The sequence below is a fragment of the Ruminococcus sp. NK3A76 genome (assembly GCF_000686125.1).
GTDB lineage: Bacteria > Bacillota > Clostridia > Oscillospirales > Ruminococcaceae > NK3A76.
This window is the reverse complement of sequence record NZ_JMMA01000002.1, coordinates 1,474,563-1,492,654: the sequence shown is the minus strand read 5'-3', so window position 1 is coordinate 1,492,654 and position 18,092 is coordinate 1,474,563. Positions and strand designations below refer to the sequence as shown.

The 18,092-nt window shown below is 44.7% G+C and carries 16 protein-coding genes and 1 riboswitch; of the genes, 7 read left to right on the top strand and 9 right to left on the bottom strand.

Translation table 11 applies throughout. The features are described 5' to 3' along the window. Positions 1-36: 36 nt before the first annotated feature. From CD05_RS0107100 to CD05_RS0107060, 9 genes are all read right to left on the bottom strand, one after another. On the bottom strand, positions 37-471 hold the full coding sequence (locus CD05_RS0107100) for a hypothetical protein (protein ID WP_028509912.1): 435 nt from the start codon (positions 469-471) through the stop codon (positions 37-39). Beyond that, positions 468-1,640 carry a methionine adenosyltransferase gene (metK, locus tag CD05_RS0107095; protein ID WP_028509911.1) on the bottom strand — a complete coding sequence of 391 codons (1,173 nt, stop codon included), beginning with the start codon at positions 1,638-1,640 and terminating at the stop codon, positions 468-470. Before metK ends, CD05_RS0107100 begins: the two co-directional genes overlap by 4 nt. A gap of 67 nt (positions 1,641-1,707) precedes the next feature. Next, a riboswitch (SAM riboswitch) is annotated at positions 1,708-1,809 on the bottom strand. Positions 1,810-1,901: 92 nt separating this feature from the next. Next, a complete protein-coding gene (locus tag CD05_RS17805; RefSeq protein WP_051588871.1) occupies positions 1,902-2,621 on the bottom strand; it encodes a CpsB/CapC family capsule biosynthesis tyrosine phosphatase in 720 nt (239 codons plus the stop codon). Positions 2,622-2,654: 33 nt separating this feature from the next. Continuing rightward, positions 2,655-2,909, bottom strand: coding sequence for a TIGR03905 family TSCPD domain-containing protein (locus CD05_RS0107085; protein ID WP_028509910.1), 255 nt, complete (start codon positions 2,907-2,909; stop codon positions 2,655-2,657). Positions 2,910-2,921: 12 nt separating this feature from the next. Beyond that, on the bottom strand, positions 2,922-4,100 hold the full coding sequence (locus CD05_RS0107080) for an NADP-dependent malic enzyme (RefSeq protein ID WP_028509909.1): 1,179 nt from the start codon (positions 4,098-4,100) through the stop codon (positions 2,922-2,924). 49 nt (positions 4,101-4,149) lie between these two features. Then, positions 4,150-5,022 carry a PHP domain-containing protein gene (locus tag CD05_RS0107075; RefSeq protein ID WP_028509908.1) on the bottom strand — a complete coding sequence of 291 codons (873 nt, stop codon included), beginning with the start codon at positions 5,020-5,022 and terminating at the stop codon, positions 4,150-4,152. Positions 5,023-5,260: 238 nt separating this feature from the next. Continuing rightward, entirely contained in the window at positions 5,261-6,217 is a 957-nt protein-coding gene (locus tag CD05_RS0107070) for an RluA family pseudouridine synthase (RefSeq protein ID WP_028509907.1), read from the bottom strand. Further along, positions 6,214-6,681 carry a GNAT family N-acetyltransferase gene (locus CD05_RS0107065; protein ID WP_028509906.1) on the bottom strand — a complete coding sequence of 156 codons (468 nt, stop codon included), beginning with the start codon at positions 6,679-6,681 and terminating at the stop codon, positions 6,214-6,216. Before CD05_RS0107065 ends, CD05_RS0107070 begins: the two co-directional genes overlap by 4 nt. Further along, on the bottom strand, positions 6,671-7,282 hold the full coding sequence (locus tag CD05_RS0107060) for an alpha/beta hydrolase (protein WP_028509905.1): 612 nt from the start codon (positions 7,280-7,282) through the stop codon (positions 6,671-6,673). The genes CD05_RS0107065 and CD05_RS0107060 overlap by 11 nt, the downstream gene beginning before the upstream one ends. Positions 7,283-7,451: 169 nt before the next feature. Here CD05_RS0107060 and uvrB point away from each other — a divergent pair, with 169 nt between their 5' ends. From uvrB to rpsO, 7 genes are all read left to right on the top strand, one after another. Next, a complete protein-coding gene (gene uvrB / locus CD05_RS0107055) occupies positions 7,452-9,419 on the top strand; it encodes an excinuclease ABC subunit UvrB (RefSeq protein WP_028509904.1) in 1,968 nt (655 codons plus the stop codon). A 4-nt stretch (positions 9,420-9,423) separates the two neighbouring features. Further along, positions 9,424-12,249, top strand: coding sequence for an excinuclease ABC subunit UvrA (gene uvrA, locus CD05_RS0107050; protein WP_028509903.1), 2,826 nt, complete (start codon positions 9,424-9,426; stop codon positions 12,247-12,249). A gap of 255 nt (positions 12,250-12,504) precedes the next feature. Continuing rightward, the gene (locus CD05_RS0107045; RefSeq protein WP_028509902.1) at positions 12,505-13,788 is read left to right on the top strand and encodes an insulinase family protein; all 1,284 of its coding nucleotides are present in this window, start codon (positions 12,505-12,507) and stop codon (positions 13,786-13,788) included. Continuing rightward, positions 13,785-15,062, top strand: coding sequence for a pitrilysin family protein (locus tag CD05_RS0107040; protein WP_028509901.1), 1,278 nt, complete (start codon positions 13,785-13,787; stop codon positions 15,060-15,062). Before CD05_RS0107045 ends, CD05_RS0107040 begins: the two co-directional genes overlap by 4 nt. 18 nt (positions 15,063-15,080) lie before the next feature. Beyond that, positions 15,081-16,460 carry a prolipoprotein diacylglyceryl transferase gene (lgt, locus tag CD05_RS17800; protein ID WP_084262128.1) on the top strand — a complete coding sequence of 460 codons (1,380 nt, stop codon included), beginning with the start codon at positions 15,081-15,083 and terminating at the stop codon, positions 16,458-16,460. 21 nt (positions 16,461-16,481) lie between these two features. Continuing rightward, positions 16,482-17,333 (top strand): bifunctional methylenetetrahydrofolate dehydrogenase/methenyltetrahydrofolate cyclohydrolase FolD, encoded by an 852-nt coding sequence (gene folD, locus CD05_RS0107030; RefSeq protein ID WP_028509900.1) that lies wholly within the window; start codon positions 16,482-16,484, stop codon positions 17,331-17,333. A 340-nt stretch (positions 17,334-17,673) separates the two neighbouring features. Continuing rightward, on the top strand, positions 17,674-17,940 hold the full coding sequence (gene rpsO, locus CD05_RS0107025) for a 30S ribosomal protein S15 (RefSeq protein WP_028509899.1): 267 nt from the start codon (positions 17,674-17,676) through the stop codon (positions 17,938-17,940). Positions 17,941-18,092: the final 152 nt, after the last annotated feature.

Sequence of the window (18,092 nt, the reverse complement as noted above, 5' to 3'; positions counted from 1 at the left end):
GTGAAGATCCATGCTACCTTTTTATCAAAGCAAAGATCATTCCCTGACTACTTCCTTTATGTATTCAAGTACCTTTTCGCAGTCTTCTCTTACAGTGCCGCTGATGCTTGTCGAAAGGATAGCCCCGTCGCAGTAGATACCGCAACTGATGAAGAAGTTAAGCTCGCCCTTTACAAACTGTGTGTATTCAAACGACATAGAAAGAAACCCGTTGCCTATGTCGTGCTCAGCTTCCTTTACCGAAGCCCTTCCGCCGAGCGAATCAAGCGAGTGAGCATATGCTTTTCCAAGTCCTTCCTTGGGTATGAGCTCGCCGTTTTCCTTTCTTGCAGACATCGGCGCAAGCCTTACTGTCACACCATTCTGTTCATCAGTCAGCTGGTACATTTTATCACTTTCAACGTATTCAGCCTTGAAGCTGTCCGGCAGAGTTATCACCCAGCCGCCGCCTATCTTGTGGCACATCATCATTTTACAGCCTCCAGAAGCTCAGCTGTCTTGTCAGTCTTCTCCCAGGCAACGTCAAGATCCTCTCTGCCCATGTGGCCGTATGCCGAAAGTGCCTTGTACTGCGGCTTTCTCAGATCAAGAGCCTTGATTATTGCCGAAGGTCTGAGGTCAAATACCTTCATTACAGCCTCAGACAGTTTGTCATCATCTACCTTGCCTGTGCCGAATGTGTCTATCATTATTGATACAGGGTTGGCAACGCCTATCGCATAAGCAAGCTCTACCTCGCACTTGTCAGCAAGACCGGCTGCTACAATGTTCTTTGCAACGTGTCTTGCAGCATATGCAGCCGAACGGTCTACCTTTGTCGGGTCCTTGCCGGAGAATGCGCCGCCGCCGTGCCTTGAATAACCGCCGTATGTATCAACTATTATCTTTCTGCCTGTCAGGCCGCTGTCGCCCTGAGGGCCGCCTACAACAAATCTGCCTGTAGGGTTGATGAAATACTTTGTATTTTCATCAAGCAGCTCAGCCGGGATAACAGTCTTTATTACCTTTTCGATTATGTCGGCTCTTATCTGCTCTAAAGTTACAGCGCTGTCATGCTGTGAAGATACAACGACTGCATCTATTCTCTTGGGCTTTCCGTCAACGTATTCAACAGTCACCTGTGTCTTGCCGTCCGGACGGAGATAGGGGAGAACTTTCTGCTTTCTGACATCAGTCAGCTTCTTAGCGAGCTTCTGAGCAAGGCTTATAGGCATAGGCATCAGCTCGGGTGTCTCGTTGCACGCAAAACCAAACATTATGCCCTGGTCTCCTGCACCGGTGTCGTTGGCATTTTCCTCTCTGCCTTCAAGCGCATTGTCAACGCCCATAGCAATGTCAGGCGACTGCTTGTCTATGGTTGTGAATACCGAGCAGGTGTTTCCGTCAAAGCCGTATTTTGCTCTGTCATAGCCTATCTCTACAACTGTGTCTCTTACTATCTGGGGAATGTCAACAATAGCCTTTGTTGTTATCTCGCCCATGCACATGATAACGCCTGTTGTGGCTATAGTCTCGCAGGCAACTCTTGACATGGGATCCTGCTCCAGCATAGCATCAAGTATAGCATCTGATACTCTGTCGCATATTTTATCGGGGTGTCCCTCTGTTACCGATTCTGATGTGAATAAAAATCTTGACATTTTGTTTCCTCCTTTTAGGCATGAAAAAGGCGCTCCATACCGGAACGCCTGAATTAAACGTAATAATTCCTCATCTTCCGGAGATCTCCGCAGGATTTAGCACCTTAACAGTAATTGTTAGGTTGCCGGGCATCGTCGGGCCTGTTCCCTCCGCCGCTCTTGATAAGGTATTACAAAACTTATGTTTTATAACATTATAAATTATACTACATTGATTATTATTTGTCAATATACGACATAATATCTAATGTAAATTTTCTTTTAACGTATGTCGTATATGTCCTTATTGGCAAACAGCTTGTCGCAGTTGTGCATAATGTGCGTGTAGAAACCGTTGCCTACCTTCTTTTCTAAGTATTTCTCAGCGTTGTTAACAGTTACGTCTCCACGCTTCATGTTGTGCATATCGCTTCCAAGAAACTGCGCATAATTCTCCTTGAACAGCTTTATCGCATATTTCCTTGACCTCATAGATGTGAGCGATTTTGCATTTATTTGCCCCAGTACATCGAGCGACATCAGATTCATCAGATCGTCCCAGTCAGTAAAGTTCAGATATCTTTCAATGTGAACAACAAGTATCTTTACGTCCATGTTGTCAACTAACTGAGATACACCCTGAATGTATCTGCCCGAGAGCTTTTTGTAAGGCATCTCCAGGAAAAGATAATCCGTGCCTTCAAGGCAGAGATCATGTATTTTCGGGTCACTAAGCAGCTTGCTTGAATAAAGCACCTCAGCTCCGAGATAGAGCTTGGGCATTCCGTTTGTCAGATGCGGCTTCAGCTTTTCGTATGCGTTGTTTCTGTTGTAGATAAATCTTTCTATAGTGTTCTCATGCGGATAAAAGTGCGGAGTGCAAACGAGCCTTTCAATGCCGTTCTCGGCCATAGTCTCAAGTATCTGTAAAGACACATCTATGTCCTTGGCTCCGTCATCTATCCCGGGCAAACAATGACTGTGTATATCTGTGACCTTCATTATCAGCCCCTCCTTTCTATGTCTGAGAAGAAGCTATATCTCCTCAAGTGCCTGCTCTAAAGCAATAGCCAGCTGTGCAGGGCATGATGTACCCTTGCCGTTGCAGTCTATATCTTTGAGCCTGCTTATCACATCTTCAGCCTGCATACCCTTTACAAGCTGAGATATGCCGCTGGTGTTGCCGTTGCAGCCGCCGATAAACTGTACCTTTTCAATAACGCCGTTTTCGTCAAGCTCTATGTTTATCATTCGTGAGCATACACCGCTCGGTATAAAGCTGTATGTCATTATGCTGCTCCTTTATGCTTTTAACTTTGCAACGCCGGATTCAACAGCAGCCTTTGCAACAGCATCGCTTACAGCATCAGCTATCTTTCTGTCAAATGCGTTGGGGAGAATGTATTCAGGAGCAAGCTCATCGTCAGCTACACAGCCTGCGATAGCATTTGCAGCAGCTATCTTCATAGCTTCGTTTATCTGTGTTGCTCTTACTCTGAGTGCGCCCTTGAATATTCCGGGGAATGCAACAACGTTGTTTATCTGGTTCGGGAAATCCGATCTGCCTGTGCCTATGATGTAAGCGCCTGCTGCCTTTGCTTCATCAGGCATGATCTCGGGTGTCGGGTTTGCCATAGCGAAAATGAACGGATCCTTGTTCATGCTCTCTACCATTTCCTTTGTAACAAGGCCGGGCATAGAAACACCTATAAATACATCAGCGCCTTTAAAAGCATCAGCAAGAGTGCCCTTCTTGTGCTGTCTGTTAGTTATCTTTGCCATTTCCTCGTGTGTGGAGTATTTCTGCGGCTCGCCCTCGCAGATTATGCCACGGCTTCCGCACATGATTATCTCCTTGACATTCATAGCAAGAAGCATCTTTGCAATAGCTATACCAGCTGCACCTGCACCACTCATAACGATCGTCAGGTCTTCGAGCTTTCTGCCCGAGAGCTTGCAAGCATTAATAAGTGCTGCTGATACGACTACAGCTGTTCCGTGCTGGTCGTCATGGAATACAGGTATGTCGAGCTTATCCTTAAGTCTCTGCTCTATCTCAAAGCATCTCGGCGCGGAAATGTCTTCAAGGTTTATTCCGCCGAAGCTGTCAGATATAAGCTCGATAGTTCTAACTATCTCGTCTGTGTCATTGCTCTTTATGCAGAGCGGGAAAGCGTCAACATCAGCAAACTCCTTGAAAAGAGCGCATTTGCCTTCCATAACAGGCATACCTGCTATGCCGCCGATGTTGCCAAGACCAAGTACAGCCGAGCCGTCTGTTATAACAGCTACAAGGTTTGAGCGCCTTGTGTATGTGTAAGAGAGCTCGGGGTCTTTCTGTATCTCTAAACAGGGCTTTGCAACACCGGGAGTGTATGCAAGAGAAAGAGTTTCCTTGTCATTTATCCTTGTTCTTGAAATGACCTCGATCTTGCCCTGCCATTCTTCATGCTTTTTGAGCGATGCTTCCATAATGTCCATTTTAAAACGTCCTTTCACAGTATTTCTTACAAATATCTATTATACCATATTATTCATCTGATTTAGGGACTGTTTTGTAAGCTTTCTGTGAATTTAAATTTATCAGCTTTTTGAGCTTGTCGATATTCTCATCGTCACATACATTGCTTCCGATGTATGTCACTCTGTCATTGTAAAGCCCGTGGAAATCCGAGCCGCCTGTCATTATAAGGTTATTCTCAGTGCAGAGCTTCTTTAAATATTCCTTCTGCTCCTCGTTTGCCGAGTGATGATTTACCTCAATGCCGTCCATTTTCCCGGCAGCGATAAGCTCTTCAAGCAGCTCGATATTGCCGAAATGATATGGGTGAGCCATTACAGCCACGCCCTTTGAGGAATGTATAAGGTCAACTACAAAGTTTACATCAGGATATTCTCTCTGTACAAGGCATTTGCCGTCCGGGTATTTGAAAAGCTCATCGTTTATCGAGCCGTAGAATTCGGTAGCATAGCCGTAGTTGATAAGAGCTCTCATTATGTGCGACTTGTAAAGACTCTTTGAGCTCTTTGCATATTTGTATACCATGTCCTCGGTAATAGGATAAAGCGCCATTACCTTTTCAAGCATTTCCTTTGCACATTCTTTTCTTATCTGGCAGGACTTGAGACAAAGACCCTCCAGCCTGTCAGGCTTCTGAGGCGCATAGCAAAGTATGTGTACCTTCTGATTTCTTTTCTTGTCCCATGCCGAAAGCTCAACGGCCGGTATAACTTCAATATCGTATCTCTCCGCAAGTATCTTAGCCCTGCTGTAGGATGAAAGTGTGTCGTGGTCTGTTATTGCTAAATAATCAAGCCCAACTCTTTTTGCTTGGGCTATTACCTCTTCTATGCCAAGTGAGCCGTCAGAAAGTGTCGTGTGGCAATGCAGATCTCCTGCCATTTTAAATGCTCCTTTCAAATCGAAATATGCTTATCAGATATGTATAAATACTCTCTTTTTATATAGGTATTCAAAATATCACAAATAATTATACCATAATTTCTGACCAATTACAATAGAAATTATTTAAAATGACATAAAAATACGTCAAAAAAGCACAAGATTGTAATTCCTGCACAAATTTGACGTTATATTTTTATTGCTTTTAACAGCACACTTTGTCTGCTTGTTGCATTATTCAAAACAGCTTGTCCTTAAACCATACATTATCTACCGTAAATTCCTTGCCGTTCAGATATCCAAGTATGCCTGCATCGGTCGTAAAATCAAATCTTAAGCTGTATGCGCATAAAGCCTGTGTCTTGACACCGAGCTGCCTGTTTATCCTGTTCGAGCCGTATTTGCCGTCGCCTAACAGTGGGCAGTTTATGTGTGCCATGTGAGCCCTTATCTGATGTGTTCTGCCCGTTATGAGATCTACCTCGACCAGCGCCAGCCCGAGCTCTGTGTTCTCTTTGAGTACACGGTATTTTGTGATCATGGTCTTTGTCCTGTCATTCGGCTTGTCGAATACAGCGACCATTTTTGTGCTCTCGTCCTTTATCATGTAGGCTTTCAGCTCAGCCTGCTTTTTCTCAGGTACACTTACCGTTACACATAGATATTTCTTGTGAAGCTCTCTGTCCTTTATCTTCTGATTGAGTATCCTCAGAGACTCGGCATTCTTTGCGGCTATCACTATGCCGCTCGTATTCCTGTCTATCCTGTTGCAAAGCGCCGGCGCAAAGGAGCTTTCTTTGTCCGGGTCGTATTCGTCTTTCAGATATAGATAGTGCGTTATCCTGTTTATCAGCGTGTCAGCAGTGCCGCTCTCGTCCTCGTGTACTACCAGCCCTACTCTCTTGTTTGCAAGGAGAATGTTCTCATCTTCGTATACTATATCAATATCAGCCGGAGCAGATAAAAACACCTGCTCTGTGTTGTCATTCTCAAAGAACTCGTCATTGATGTAAAGCTGCATAACATCATTTTCATTCAGCCTTGTGGATATCTCGCAGCGCTTGCCGTTCAGCTTTATCCTTTTGAGCCTGAGATACTTGTACATAAGGCTTTTCGGCAGCTTCGGCACAGCCTTTGTCAGGAATTTGTCCACTCTCTGCCCTGAGTCATTCTTGTTTATAATAAACTCTTTCATACGCTGTCCTTTTTTAGTTTGAGTTTTACAAGAGGCACCCATTCGTCCTCTATCATCTTTTCGCCTGTAAGCTCAAAGCCGTTGCGTTTGTAAAATGCTATCCCACGCTTGTTAAATTCAAGCGCCCATAGCCAGTCTGCCTGCTTGTCCTCGACTGCAAATCTCAGCAGCTCTCTGCCTATCCCGCAGCTTTGAAACTGCGGCTCGACATATAGCTTTACTATCTCGCTGCCGTTGATGTATATTAGCCCCTTTACCACGCCGTCGTCATAGACGTATGTGTTTTCTATCGCACCCGGCTCCTCTGTGTATTCCTTAGCGGTGTCTAACACATTCAGCTCTTTGAAATAGAATTCATCATTCTTAAAGAACCGATAGAAATTGACCCTGTAATTTGTAACTATCAGCTCAGCTATCCTGCCTGCATCTTCTGCCGTGGCCCGGCGTATGTGTTCATTCTTCATTTCTGATCATTTCCTCTATCCATTTGTCAAGAAATCTCATTTGTTCTTCTGTGTGGAACCAGTGCTCGCCGTTTTCCATTATGGTGAGCGGCGCACCTGTCCTGTCAGCAAAGCTCCTCACCGTGTCAGCCTCCACCAGCATATCATTGCTGCCGTAGAGAATGAATGTGGGTATTTCCCATTCTATCGGGTTATTCCTTACATAGCAAAGATATTTCCACGAAAGCACAGCTCCGCTCGTGCATCTTATCTCACTTTTTTCTTTGAGCTCTTTTTCTGTTATGTTCTCATTTTTCATCATGCCTGCTATCATTCTTTCCATATCTACTACAGGCGATATTAAAAATGCCTTTGATATCGGGATACCCCCAAGCGACATAAGCGAAAAATATGCCCCTAAGCTGTTGGCGATAAGTATTGTATCATCATACCCCTCGCTTGCTTTTCTGACATATTCCGGGAATTCTTCCTTTGCCTCCCACGGCGTCTGTGACTTGTAATCAAATCCTGCCACATCACTGCCCGGGAAAAGCGATTTGTAATGCTCCGCTTCATCAGCACTGCCGCCCATGCCGTGAACGTATATTATCAGCTGTTTCATAGTTTCTCCTGTTTACCTGTCTGTTATATGTTGGTATTATTATACCATATCTTTCTCAAATCGTCAAATATCGGGGTATCATTGTTCATAAAAAATGCTTTACATTTAAAAATATATATGTTATAATATAAAAACGATTGTTCTATATTCTGTAAAGGAGAGAAAGGCTGTGGACAGATTCAAGCTCGTTTCCGATTATAAGCTCTCAGGTGATCAGCCCGAGGCGGTAGATAAGCTCGTCAAGGGCATTCAAAGCGGCATGAAGGAGCAGACGCTGCTCGGCGTTACAGGCTCCGGTAAGACATTTACTATGGCAAATGTCATCGAGCGTGTCAACCGCCCGACACTGGTGCTTGCGCATAACAAGATACTTGCAGCCCAGCTCTGCTCCGAATTCAAGGAGTTTTTCCCGGATAATGCCGTGGAATACTTTGTTTCTTACTATGACTACTACCAGCCCGAGGCATATGTCCCGAGCAAGGACGTTTATATCGAAAAAGACAGCTCGGTAAATGACGAGATAGACAAACTGCGCCACTCGGCCACCTCTGCGCTGTTTGAGAGACGTGATGTTATAATAGTAGCATCAGTCTCCTGTATCTATTCGCTCGGTGACCCCGAGGAATACCGTTCGATGTGTGTTTCTATCCGCAAGGGTCAGGAAAAATCCCGTGAGCAGCTGCTCGCAGACCTTGTGGGCATCCAGTATGAGCGTAATGACATAGCCTTTGCAAGAAATAAGTTCCGTGTAAGGGGCGATGTGGTCGAGATATATCCTGCTGCATCTACCGATACTGCTATAAGAGTCGAATTCTTCGGTGACGAGATAGACAGGATATGCGAGATAAATGTCATCACCGGCGAGGTGCTCGCTTTCCTTTCGCATACAGTCATATTCCCTGCATCTCACTATATCGTCGGCAAGGAAAAGATGCGTGAGGCGATCGAGGAGATAAGGCAGGAGCTTGATGAGCGTATCAGGTATTTCAAGGACAGGGATATGCTCATAGAAGCCCAGCGTATCGAGCAGCGCACAAACTACGATATCGAGATGCTTGAGGAGGTAGGCTTCTGCTCGGGTATAGAAAACTATTCCCGTGTGTTTGCAAGACGTAAGCCCGGCGCTGTGCCTTATACACTCCTTGACCACCTGCCTGAGGATTTCCTGCTAATGGTGGACGAGTCTCATGTTTCGCTGCCGCAGGTAAGGGGAATGTATGCAGGCGACCGTGCAAGAAAGCAGACGCTTGTTGACTATGGTTTCCGCCTGCCGTCAGCACTTGACAACAGGCCGCTTACATTTGATGAATTCTATAGCCATATAAACCAGGCAGTGTTCGTATCAGCAACACCCGGCCCTATCGAAAAGGAGCGTTCGGCTCAGATAGTCGAGCAGCTTATAAGACCTACAGGCCTGCTTGATCCTTTGATAACCGTCAAGCCCACCGAGGGTCAGATAGATGACTTGCTCAGTGAGATAAATAAGCGTATCGAAAAGAGCCAGCGTGTGCTCGTCACAACGCTTACCAAGAAAATGGCCGAGGATCTTACAGAATACCTTAAGGGTATGAACGTCAAAGTGCGCTATATGCACCATGATATAGACACTATCGAGCGTATGGAGATAATCCGTGACCTGAGACTTGGTGAGTTTGATGTGCTTGTCGGGATAAACCTCCTTCGAGAGGGTCTTGACCTGCCGGAGGTATCGCTCGTCGCTATCCTTGACGCCGATAAGGAGGGCTTCCTGAGATCGGAAAGCTCGCTTATCCAGACGATAGGCCGTGCTGCGAGAAACTCCGAGGGCGAGGTAATAATGTATGCCGATACAGTCACACGCTCAATGGAGAGCGCTATCACTGAGACGGCAAGAAGACGTGAGATACAGGAACGTTTTAACAAAGACCACGGTATAACACCTAAGACGATAGTCAAGGATATAAGAGATGTAATAGAAATATCGACTAAGGAAGAAGTCGAGTATTCAGCACGTCAGAAGACAAAGATGAGCAAGCGTGACCAGCAGGCTCTTATTGATAAGCTGACAAAACAGATGAAGGAAGCTGCAAAGCTGCTTGAATTTGAGCACGCAGCCTTCCTGCGTGATAAGATAGCAGAGCTAAAGGGGGAGAAGTGACAACATGACGGTAAATGAGATCACCATAAAAGGTGCAAGAGAGCACAACCTCAAAAACATAGATCTTACGATTCCGAGAGACAAGCTGATCGTCTTTACGGGGCTTTCCGGCTCGGGTAAGTCGTCGCTTGCGTTCGATACTATATACGCCGACGGCCAGAGAAGATATATGGAGTCGCTTTCAAGCTATGCGAGAATGTTCCTCGGGCAGATGGAAAAGCCTGATGTTGACTCTATCTCAGGTCTTTCTCCTGCTATATCAATAGACCAGAAGACGACATCAAAGAATCCTCGCTCGACAGTCGGTACAGTCACAGAGATCTATGACTATCTCAGACTTCTCTATGCAAGGATAGGCGTTCCGCACTGTCCTATATGCGGCAGAGAGATTAAACAGCAGACGGTAGACCAGATAGTCGATAAGCTCATGGAGCTTGAAAAGGGCACTAAGATACAGCTGCTTGCTCCTATAGTCAAGGGAAGAAAGGGCGAGTATGCCAAGGAACTTGACCAGGCGAGAAAATCAGGCTATGTAAGAGTAAGGATAGACGGCATAATATACGACCTTTCCGAGACTATCAAGCTCAATAAGAATCAGAAGCATAATATTGATATCGTTGTTGACAGACTTGTCATCAAAGAAGGAATTGAGTCCAGAATTGCGGACAGCTGCGAGATCGTTACGTCACTTACCGGCGGTACTCTCACTGTTGATGTTATAGACGGCGAGGAAATGCATTTCTCGCTCAATTATGCTTGTCCCGAGCATAATATCTCTATAGATGAGCTTACTCCGAGAATGTTCTCGTTCAATAACCCCTTCGGTGCCTGCGAGCATTGTACAGGTCTTGGCGTTTTCAAGAAGATAGATCCCGAGCTCATAATCCCGAATAAGAACCTGTCTATCAGAGAAGGAGCTATCAAAGCGAGCGGCTGGAACAGCCTTGATGATAATTCTATAGCCATGATGTATTTTAAGGCTATATCTGAGAATTACGGCATATCTATAGACCAGCCGGTAAAGGATATGGATAAGGATGCTCTTGATATATTTCTCTATGGTACACAGGGTCAGAAGCTGACGATGACAAGAGAGAACGGCTATTTCAGCGGCCAGTTCAATGCAGAGTTCGAGGGCATAGTCAATAACCTTGAACGCCGCTACAGAGAAACGGCAAGCGATTATGCAAAGAATGAGATCGAAAACTATATGTCTGACGAAGAATGCCCTCACTGCAAGGGCAACAGGCTCAAAAAAGAATCGCTCTCAGTGACGGTCGGCGGACTAAATATCGCTGAGCTTACTAAGCTGTCAGTCTCCGAGGCCTTTGATTTCTTTGAGAATATCAGCATTACCGACAGAGAAAAGCTGATAGGCGAGCGTATTATCAAAGAGATAAAGGAAAGGCTCGGCTTTTTAAGAAACGTAGGCCTTGAATATCTGACACTTTCACGTTCGAGCGGAACTCTCTCCGGCGGCGAGAGCCAGCGTATCAGGCTTGCAACGCAGATAGGCTCGTATCTTATGGGAGTTCTGTATATACTTGATGAGCCGTCTATAGGTCTTCACCAGCGTGATAATGACAAGCTGATATCAACTCTTAAGCGCCTGCGTGATCTTGGAAACACCCTTATCGTCGTAGAACACGATGAGGATACTATGTATGCTGCTGACTATATCGTTGATGTAGGCCCCGGAGCAGGCGTTCACGGCGGCGAGATAGTCTGCCAGGGAACAGTTGACGATATCAAGAAATGCAAGGAATCTATGACAGGCCAGTATCTGAGCGGAAAGCGCAAGATACCTGTTCCAGAGACAAGACGCAAAGGCAACGGCAAGTATCTTACAGTTAAAGGTGCAAGACAAAATAATCTCAAAGGCATCAATGTCGATATACCTCTTGGAACAATGACCTGTGTTACAGGTGTTTCAGGCTCAGGCAAATCGTCTCTTGTCAATGAGATAATCTATAAAGAGCTTGTCTGCCGCCTTAACCGTGCCAAGATACGTTCCGGCGATTTTGATGATATCCTTGGTGACGAGAATCTTGATAAAGTGATCTGCATAGACCAGTCGCCTATCGGGAGAACGCCCCGTTCAAACCCTGCGACTTATACAGGCGTTTTTACGGATATAAGAGACCTTTTTGCACAGACTAATGATGCAAAAATGAAAGGCTACAGCAGCGGCAGGTTCTCCTTTAACGTCAAGGGCGGGCGCTGTGAGGCCTGCGAGGGCGACGGTATAATCAAGATAGAGATGCACTTCCTGCCTGATGTGTATGTTCCCTGCGAGGTCTGCAAGGGGCAGAGATACAACAGGGAGACCCTTGATATCCGCTACAAGGGCAAGAGCATATATGATGTTCTCGAAATGACAGTCGAGGAGGGTGTTGAGTTCTTCTCCAACCACCCCAAGATAAAAAGAAAGCTCGATACGCTTTATGAGGTGGGTCTTGGCTATATCAAGATAGGCCAGCCGGCAACGACGCTTTCAGGTGGTGAAGCGCAGAGAGTAAAGCTCGCAACTGAGCTTTCAAAGCGCTCGACCGGCAGAACGGTATATATCCTTGATGAGCCTACTACAGGTCTTCATACGGCAGATGTTCACAAGCTGATAGATGTTCTTCAGAAGCTCGCAGACGGCGGAAACACCGTCCTTATCATCGAGCATAATCTTGATGTCATAAAGGTATGTGACCATATAATCGACCTCGGGCCTGAGGGCGGCAGCGGCGGAGGAACAGTTGTCTGCACCGGCACTCCTGAGGATATATGCAAATGCAAGGCATCATATACCGGGCAATATCTTAAGAAGCTGCTGAAATAGTTTTAGGATAAGCGCAGGCTTCATATTACAGAGGGAGTATAGCTTCTGACTATTATTTCATGACCCGTAAGCGTTCATTTTTGGCCGCTTTCGGGTCATAAGTATATATTTTGTACTGCCTTTTAAAAAGAGACTGCGATAATATATGAAAATTTTGTGAAAACTATGGAAAAAGCCTTTGAGTTGTGGTATAATAATAAAGTTGATGTATGTTAACGTCCGGCGGTATCTGCCGGTGTGAAAAGGAGTTTATTTATGTCGGTTAGCTTCAGCAAGACGGAATGCGGCAGAGGTATAGGTCTTACAAGGATATATGATGATAAGTTCAAATCAGTTTCCGCCTATGTTTTCTTTGTTACAAAGATAGATAAGCATAATATCTCATCAAATGCTCTGATATCAAAGCTGCTGATAACTTCCAACAGCAAGATCAAGTCAAGAACAGCTTTTAATAAAGAGCTTATGAGATTATATGGCTCGTCGATAGCTGTAGCATCTACAAGGGCGGGGGATCATCAGATGATAGGCCTTTGTGCAAGCTGCCTGTGTGATAAATACACGATCGGCGGTGAGGAGATATCCGGCAAGGTGACAGATATGCTGCTCGACTGCCTGTTTTCTCCTGATATTGACGAAAACGGGTTTAATGAAAAGTATTTCAGGATAAGGAAGCAGGATGTAATTGATACTGTCAAATCTTCCGTTAACGATAAACGTGGTTATGCTCTTATAAAGGCAAGAAAAGAGATATACAAAGGCGAGCCTGCTGAGAATTCAGCTTACGGAGAGCTTGAAGAAGCGATGAAGCTTGACAATAAGGCGTTGGCTGAGGAGTATAAAGAGCTTCTTAGAACCGCAAGAGTTGAGATATTCGTCGCCGGTCACAGTGATGCTGAAAAGAATGTATCCCGTATCCTTGATGCGTTTGATAAGATCAGACGTGATGATATACCTGATATCAACTACAGGTCTTTTTCTCCTATCAAGCCTGAACCTGCTTTCTTTGAGGAAAGCATTGATGTTAACCAGACAAAGCTCGTCATGGCTTTCAAGACATCTTATGATGACATATATGTAAACAAGCTCATGATAATGCTTTACGGTGCTTCATCTGTTTCAAAGCTGTATACCAATGTCAGGGAAAAGCTGTCTCTGTGCTATTACTGTGCAGCAGGCTTTGCTGACACTAAGAATGTTATGATAGTTGACAGCGGCGTTGAAAAGAAAAACTGCGACAGAGCTAAAGATGAGATACTCGCTCAGCTGAAAGCCGTTGCGGAGGGCGACTTTACTGATGAGGAGCTTGACAATGCAAGGCTTGCGCTATGTACAGGCTTTAAATCAAACAACGACACTGTTTCTGATATGACGGCATGGTATCTTACTCAGTTTACAAGAAATGAGCACTGTACGCCTGAGGAGATATGTGAAAGACTGAACAAGATCACAAGAGAGCAGATAATAGAATCTGCAGCGGCTATGAGACTTGACACAGTATATGTTGTTTCACCCGATTCAGATAACGGAGGGCGAGAATGAAAACTGAGAAGATAGTTTATAAGAACGAAAAGATAGGCGCAGAGTATACAGTCTTTCAACACCCCTCCGGGTTAAAGATATATCTGATGAAAATGGAGGGCTTTTCGACTGTCAATGCGGCGTTTGCGATAAGATACGGTTCTGTGAACACGACATTCAAGACAGCGGACGATGAAGGATTTGTCACGGTGCCAATGGGTATAGCCCATTATCTGGAGCACAAACTCTTTGAGAATGAAGACTGTGATGTGTTCGAGCTTTATGCAAAGACCGGCGCTAACGGCAATGCTTACACTTCATTCGATCAGACGGTATACACTTTCAGCTGTACAGATAATTATCTTGACTCGCTTGCGATACTGCTTGACTTTGTTCAGGACCCGTATTTTACTGAGCAGACAGTTGAAAAAGAGCGTGGAATAATAGCACAGGAGATCAAGATGTGCGCTGATTCACCCGACAGGCAGTGCTTTTATAATCTGCTTAAGGCGATGTATTCCGGCCACCCTGTGAGATATGATATTGCAGGTACTGTTGAGTCGATACAGGAGATAGATGCAGACCTTTTATATAAATGCTATAATGCTTTTTATGATCTTCACAATATGATACTGGTTATAGCCGGTGATATTGATGAGGGAGAAGTGCTTGCGGTCTGTGATGAGCATTTAAAGCCTTCAAAGGACAGCGAGCTTGAAGTCAGCTTTCCTGATGAGCCTTATGATGTTGCTCAGGAAGTAGTTTCCGAGAGCTTTACTGTAGGTATGCCGCTTTTCAATATCGGCTTCAAGTGCGACCCTGCAAGTGGGAAAGAGCTTTTAAAGAAGCAGCTTTACGCGAATGTTCTTTTACAGCTGATATCGAATTCTGCAAGCCCTTTATATAAGAATATGTATGAGCAGGGGCTTATAAATAATGCCTTTTCAAGCGAGGTCTTCTTTGGTGACGGATACTTTTCCTGCATATTTGACGGAGAGTCAAATGAGCCGTTAAAGGTCCGTGATATGATAATTGATGAGATCGAGAGGGTCAGAAAAGAAGGCATAGACAGCGAAAGATTTGAGATTATCAAAAAGTCGATATACGGTGCTCTTGTGTGGGAATTCAACAACACGGAGATATGTGTGAATAATCTTGTGGGCTCGGGGCTCATGGGCGTTGACCTTTTTGATACTATAGATATGCTCGCAGAGCTTACAGAGAATGATCTTATGGAGAGTCTGGATACATTGTTTGATACGAAACGGGTCTCAGTCTCTATTATACAAAACTAATTGAAAAGAGGCATCTTAATGTTTTTACCGACAATTTTAGCTCAGGACGTAAGTGAGGAAATGCAGCAGACGGTCAGGGAAAACAAGGACAAAGTCTATTTCCCTAATCTCGGCGGAGATAACATCTTTACTAACGGTATTACTGTTGACAGAAAAATGTTTACCATACCTGGCACGAACTTTACCATATACTGGTACGGCTTCCTTATAGCTCTTGGTATACTTCTGGCTATGATTTATGGCTATAAGAGAATGAGAAAGTTCGGCATCGACCCTGACAGGGCCACTGACGGCGTTATAGGCGGACTTATCGGTGCTATACTCGGCGCAAGGCTTTATTATATCGCTTTTAACACCACAGGCCTGACCTTCAAGGACTTCTTCAAGTTCAGAGACGGCGGTCTTGCAATCTACGGCGGTATTATCGGTGCGATACTTGTCGGCGGTATTATTGTAAAGCTGAGAAATCTCAAACTCACAGCTATGCTCGATGTAGTAGCTCCCTGCTTCCTGATAGGCCAGGCTGTAGGCCGATGGGGCAACTTTTTTAACCAGGAAGCCTTTGGTGCAAACACAGATGCTCCCTGGGGCATGATGAGCTATAACACCATGTTTTTCCTCGCAGACAACCGTGAGACTATTGCAGCAAACTCAGGTGTAAGTGTTTCGTGCTATGCACCTGTTCACCCGTGCTTTTTATATGAATCGCTCTGGTGTCTGCTTTGCTTTGTGATAATACATCTTTATACAAACCGCCGCAAGTTTGACGGCGAGCTGTTCCTTATGTATACAGGCCTTTACGGTCTTGGCAGATTCTTCATTGAGAGCACAAGAACCGACAGTCTCTATCTTATGAACATAAAGGTCTCACAGCTGCTTGCAGGTGCCTGCTTCGTGGCTTCGCTCATACTTATTATTATCTTCAGAAGCATGGTAAAGCGTGACGGCGATTATAAGTTCTTCTATCAGACAGAGCTTTCCAAGATGCAGCTTAAGGCGTATGATTCATATGAGGAGAACGAAAAGGAAAAGAAAGAGCTCAAAAAGAAGATAAGAGAAGCCAAGGAAAAGGGCGAGAGCTTTATCGAGCTTGAAAAGGAATATGACGAGAAGTTCGGCAAGGGCGCTAAGGATAAGGAAAAGGATGCCATTGAGAAGGACAAGTCTGAAAGCAAGGATCCTGAGTATCATTCTATCTTAGGCGATGATGAGGACGAGCAGGAAGATACTGAAAAGAATGACGACAGCACATCCGACAGCAAGGAAGAAGATGAAGCTCCTTCTGAGTCTGAGGAAAAAGAAAACACCGAAGCCGAGGACAAGACAGAAGAAAAAACAGAGCCAAAAAAGGAAAACAAAGGAAATAACAAAGGAAAAGGTAAGAAATCTCGCAAGTAAGCGTCACAGGAGGAAAATGATATGGGACAGATAATTGACGGAAAGGCTGTTTCACAGAGTGTTAAGGACAGCATAAAGGCTGAGGTCGCAGAGCTTAAGGCTAAGGGTATAGAGATAGGCCTTGCTGTAGTAATAGTAGGCGATGATCCTGCATCTAAGGTATATGTAAGAAATAAAAAGCTCGCCTGCGAGTATGTGGGGTTCAATTCCTATGAGTATGCGCTCCCTGCTGAGACTACAGAGCAGGAGCTTTTGGAGCTTGTTGATAAGCTCAACAATGACGACAAGGTAGACGGTATACTTGTGCAGCTGCCTGTGCCTAAGCACATAAATGACAAGGTCGTTATAGACAATATCCGTCCTGACAAGGACGTTGATGCTTTCCACCCGGTAAATGTCGGAAAGATAATGATAGGTGATTACAGCTTCCTGCCCTGCACACCGGCTGGTGTTATGGAGCTTATCGCTTCAACAGGCACAGAGATAGCAGGCAAGGAGTGCGTTGTTATCGGCAGAAGCAATATAGTTGGCAAGCCGCAGGCTATGCTGCTTTTACATAAGAACGGTACAGTAACTGTATGCCACTCAAAGACAAAGAACCTTGCTGAGGTATGTTCAAGAGCTGATATACTTGTAGCTGCTGTCGGCAGAGCTAAGATGATAACCAAGGAATACATCAAGGAAGGCGCTGTTGTAATTGATGTCGGCATGAACAGAGATGAAAACGGCAAGCTCTGTGGTGACGTTGATTTTGAGGACTGCAAGGATAAGGCATTGTTCATAACACCTGTTCCCGGCGGTGTAGGGCCTATGACTATAGCTATGCTTATGCAGAATACTCTTACTGCCGGTAAGGAACATAAGTGCAAATAATTGCTAAACACTTGTAAACCCAACTAAATCAAGTTTCTTTATAACTGCTATTGATGTTGAACATACTGTTTTGTAAACGGTTATGTTGTAACAGAGGTGGGTTTTATAAAAAACTATTATAATAACCACTGACAGAACACAGATAAGTAGGGTCAAGAAATAATGTAAACTTTCTGTAAACTCTATTTACAAGTGCTTATTATTATAGTATAATATTATTTGTTGTGAAAACACAGCAATAATCAGTATCCTCGCAACAGAGTACGGGTCAAGCCCCAAAGGGGAGATTTACCTGCCGTACCCTTTTACGAAGGAAAATCAAGAAAAGGGGTAAAACACCATGATGAGAAAAGAAGAAAAAACAGCTGTTATCGAAGCTAACAGAACCAGCGAAAAGGACACAGGCTCGCCTGAGGTACAGATAGCTATTCTTTCCAAGAGAATTGCTGACCTTACTGAGCACCTCAAGAGCCACAAGAACGATCATCACTCCAGAAGAGGTATGTTCCAGATGATCGGTAAAAGAAGAAACCTTCTTGCTTACCTTAAGAAGAAGGACATCAACAGATACAGAGCAATCATCGAGAAGCTCGGTATCAGAGGCTAATTTTGCAATAATCACGGGAGGCAAGGGCGAAGTGTCGCCTTTGCCTTTCGGTGTTTATTAAAAACTGCGCCGGAAAAGGTATTAGCATTAAATAGAGTGCATAAGGGCTTGTGTGCTGTATTTATTGCTAAAGTCTTGACCGGTGAAATTAA

Bases quoted from the DNA above. Each gene is read 5' to 3' on its own strand.
- CD05_RS0107100 (WP_028509912.1), bottom strand. From the start codon at position 471: ATGATGATGTGCCACAAGATAGGCGGCGGCTGGGTGATAACTCTGCCG.
- metK (WP_028509911.1), bottom strand. From the start codon at position 1,640: ATGTCAAGATTTTTATTCACATCAGAATCGGTAACAGAGGGACACCCC.
- CD05_RS17805 (WP_051588871.1), bottom strand. From the start codon at position 2,621: ATGAAGGTCACAGATATACACAGTCATTGTTTGCCCGGGATAGATGAC.
- CD05_RS0107085 (WP_028509910.1), bottom strand. From the start codon at position 2,909: ATGACATACAGCTTTATACCGAGCGGTGTATGCTCACGAATGATAAAC.
- CD05_RS0107080 (WP_028509909.1), bottom strand. From the start codon at position 4,100: ATGGACATTATGGAAGCATCGCTCAAAAAGCATGAAGAATGGCAGGGC.
- CD05_RS0107075 (WP_028509908.1), bottom strand. From the start codon at position 5,022: ATGGCAGGAGATCTGCATTGCCACACGACACTTTCTGACGGCTCACTT.
- CD05_RS0107070 (WP_028509907.1), bottom strand. From the start codon at position 6,217: ATGAAAGAGTTTATTATAAACAAGAATGACTCAGGGCAGAGAGTGGAC.
- CD05_RS0107065 (WP_028509906.1), bottom strand. From the start codon at position 6,681: ATGAAGAATGAACACATACGCCGGGCCACGGCAGAAGATGCAGGCAGG.
- CD05_RS0107060 (WP_028509905.1), bottom strand. From the start codon at position 7,282: ATGAAACAGCTGATAATATACGTTCACGGCATGGGCGGCAGTGCTGAT.
- uvrA (WP_028509903.1), top strand. From the start codon at position 9,424: ATGACGGTAAATGAGATCACCATAAAAGGTGCAAGAGAGCACAACCTC.
- CD05_RS0107045 (WP_028509902.1), top strand. From the start codon at position 12,505: ATGTCGGTTAGCTTCAGCAAGACGGAATGCGGCAGAGGTATAGGTCTT.
- CD05_RS0107040 (WP_028509901.1), top strand. From the start codon at position 13,785: ATGAAAACTGAGAAGATAGTTTATAAGAACGAAAAGATAGGCGCAGAG.
- lgt (WP_084262128.1), top strand. From the start codon at position 15,081: ATGTTTTTACCGACAATTTTAGCTCAGGACGTAAGTGAGGAAATGCAG.
- folD (WP_028509900.1), top strand. From the start codon at position 16,482: ATGGGACAGATAATTGACGGAAAGGCTGTTTCACAGAGTGTTAAGGAC.
- rpsO (WP_028509899.1), top strand. From the start codon at position 17,674: ATGATGAGAAAAGAAGAAAAAACAGCTGTTATCGAAGCTAACAGAACC.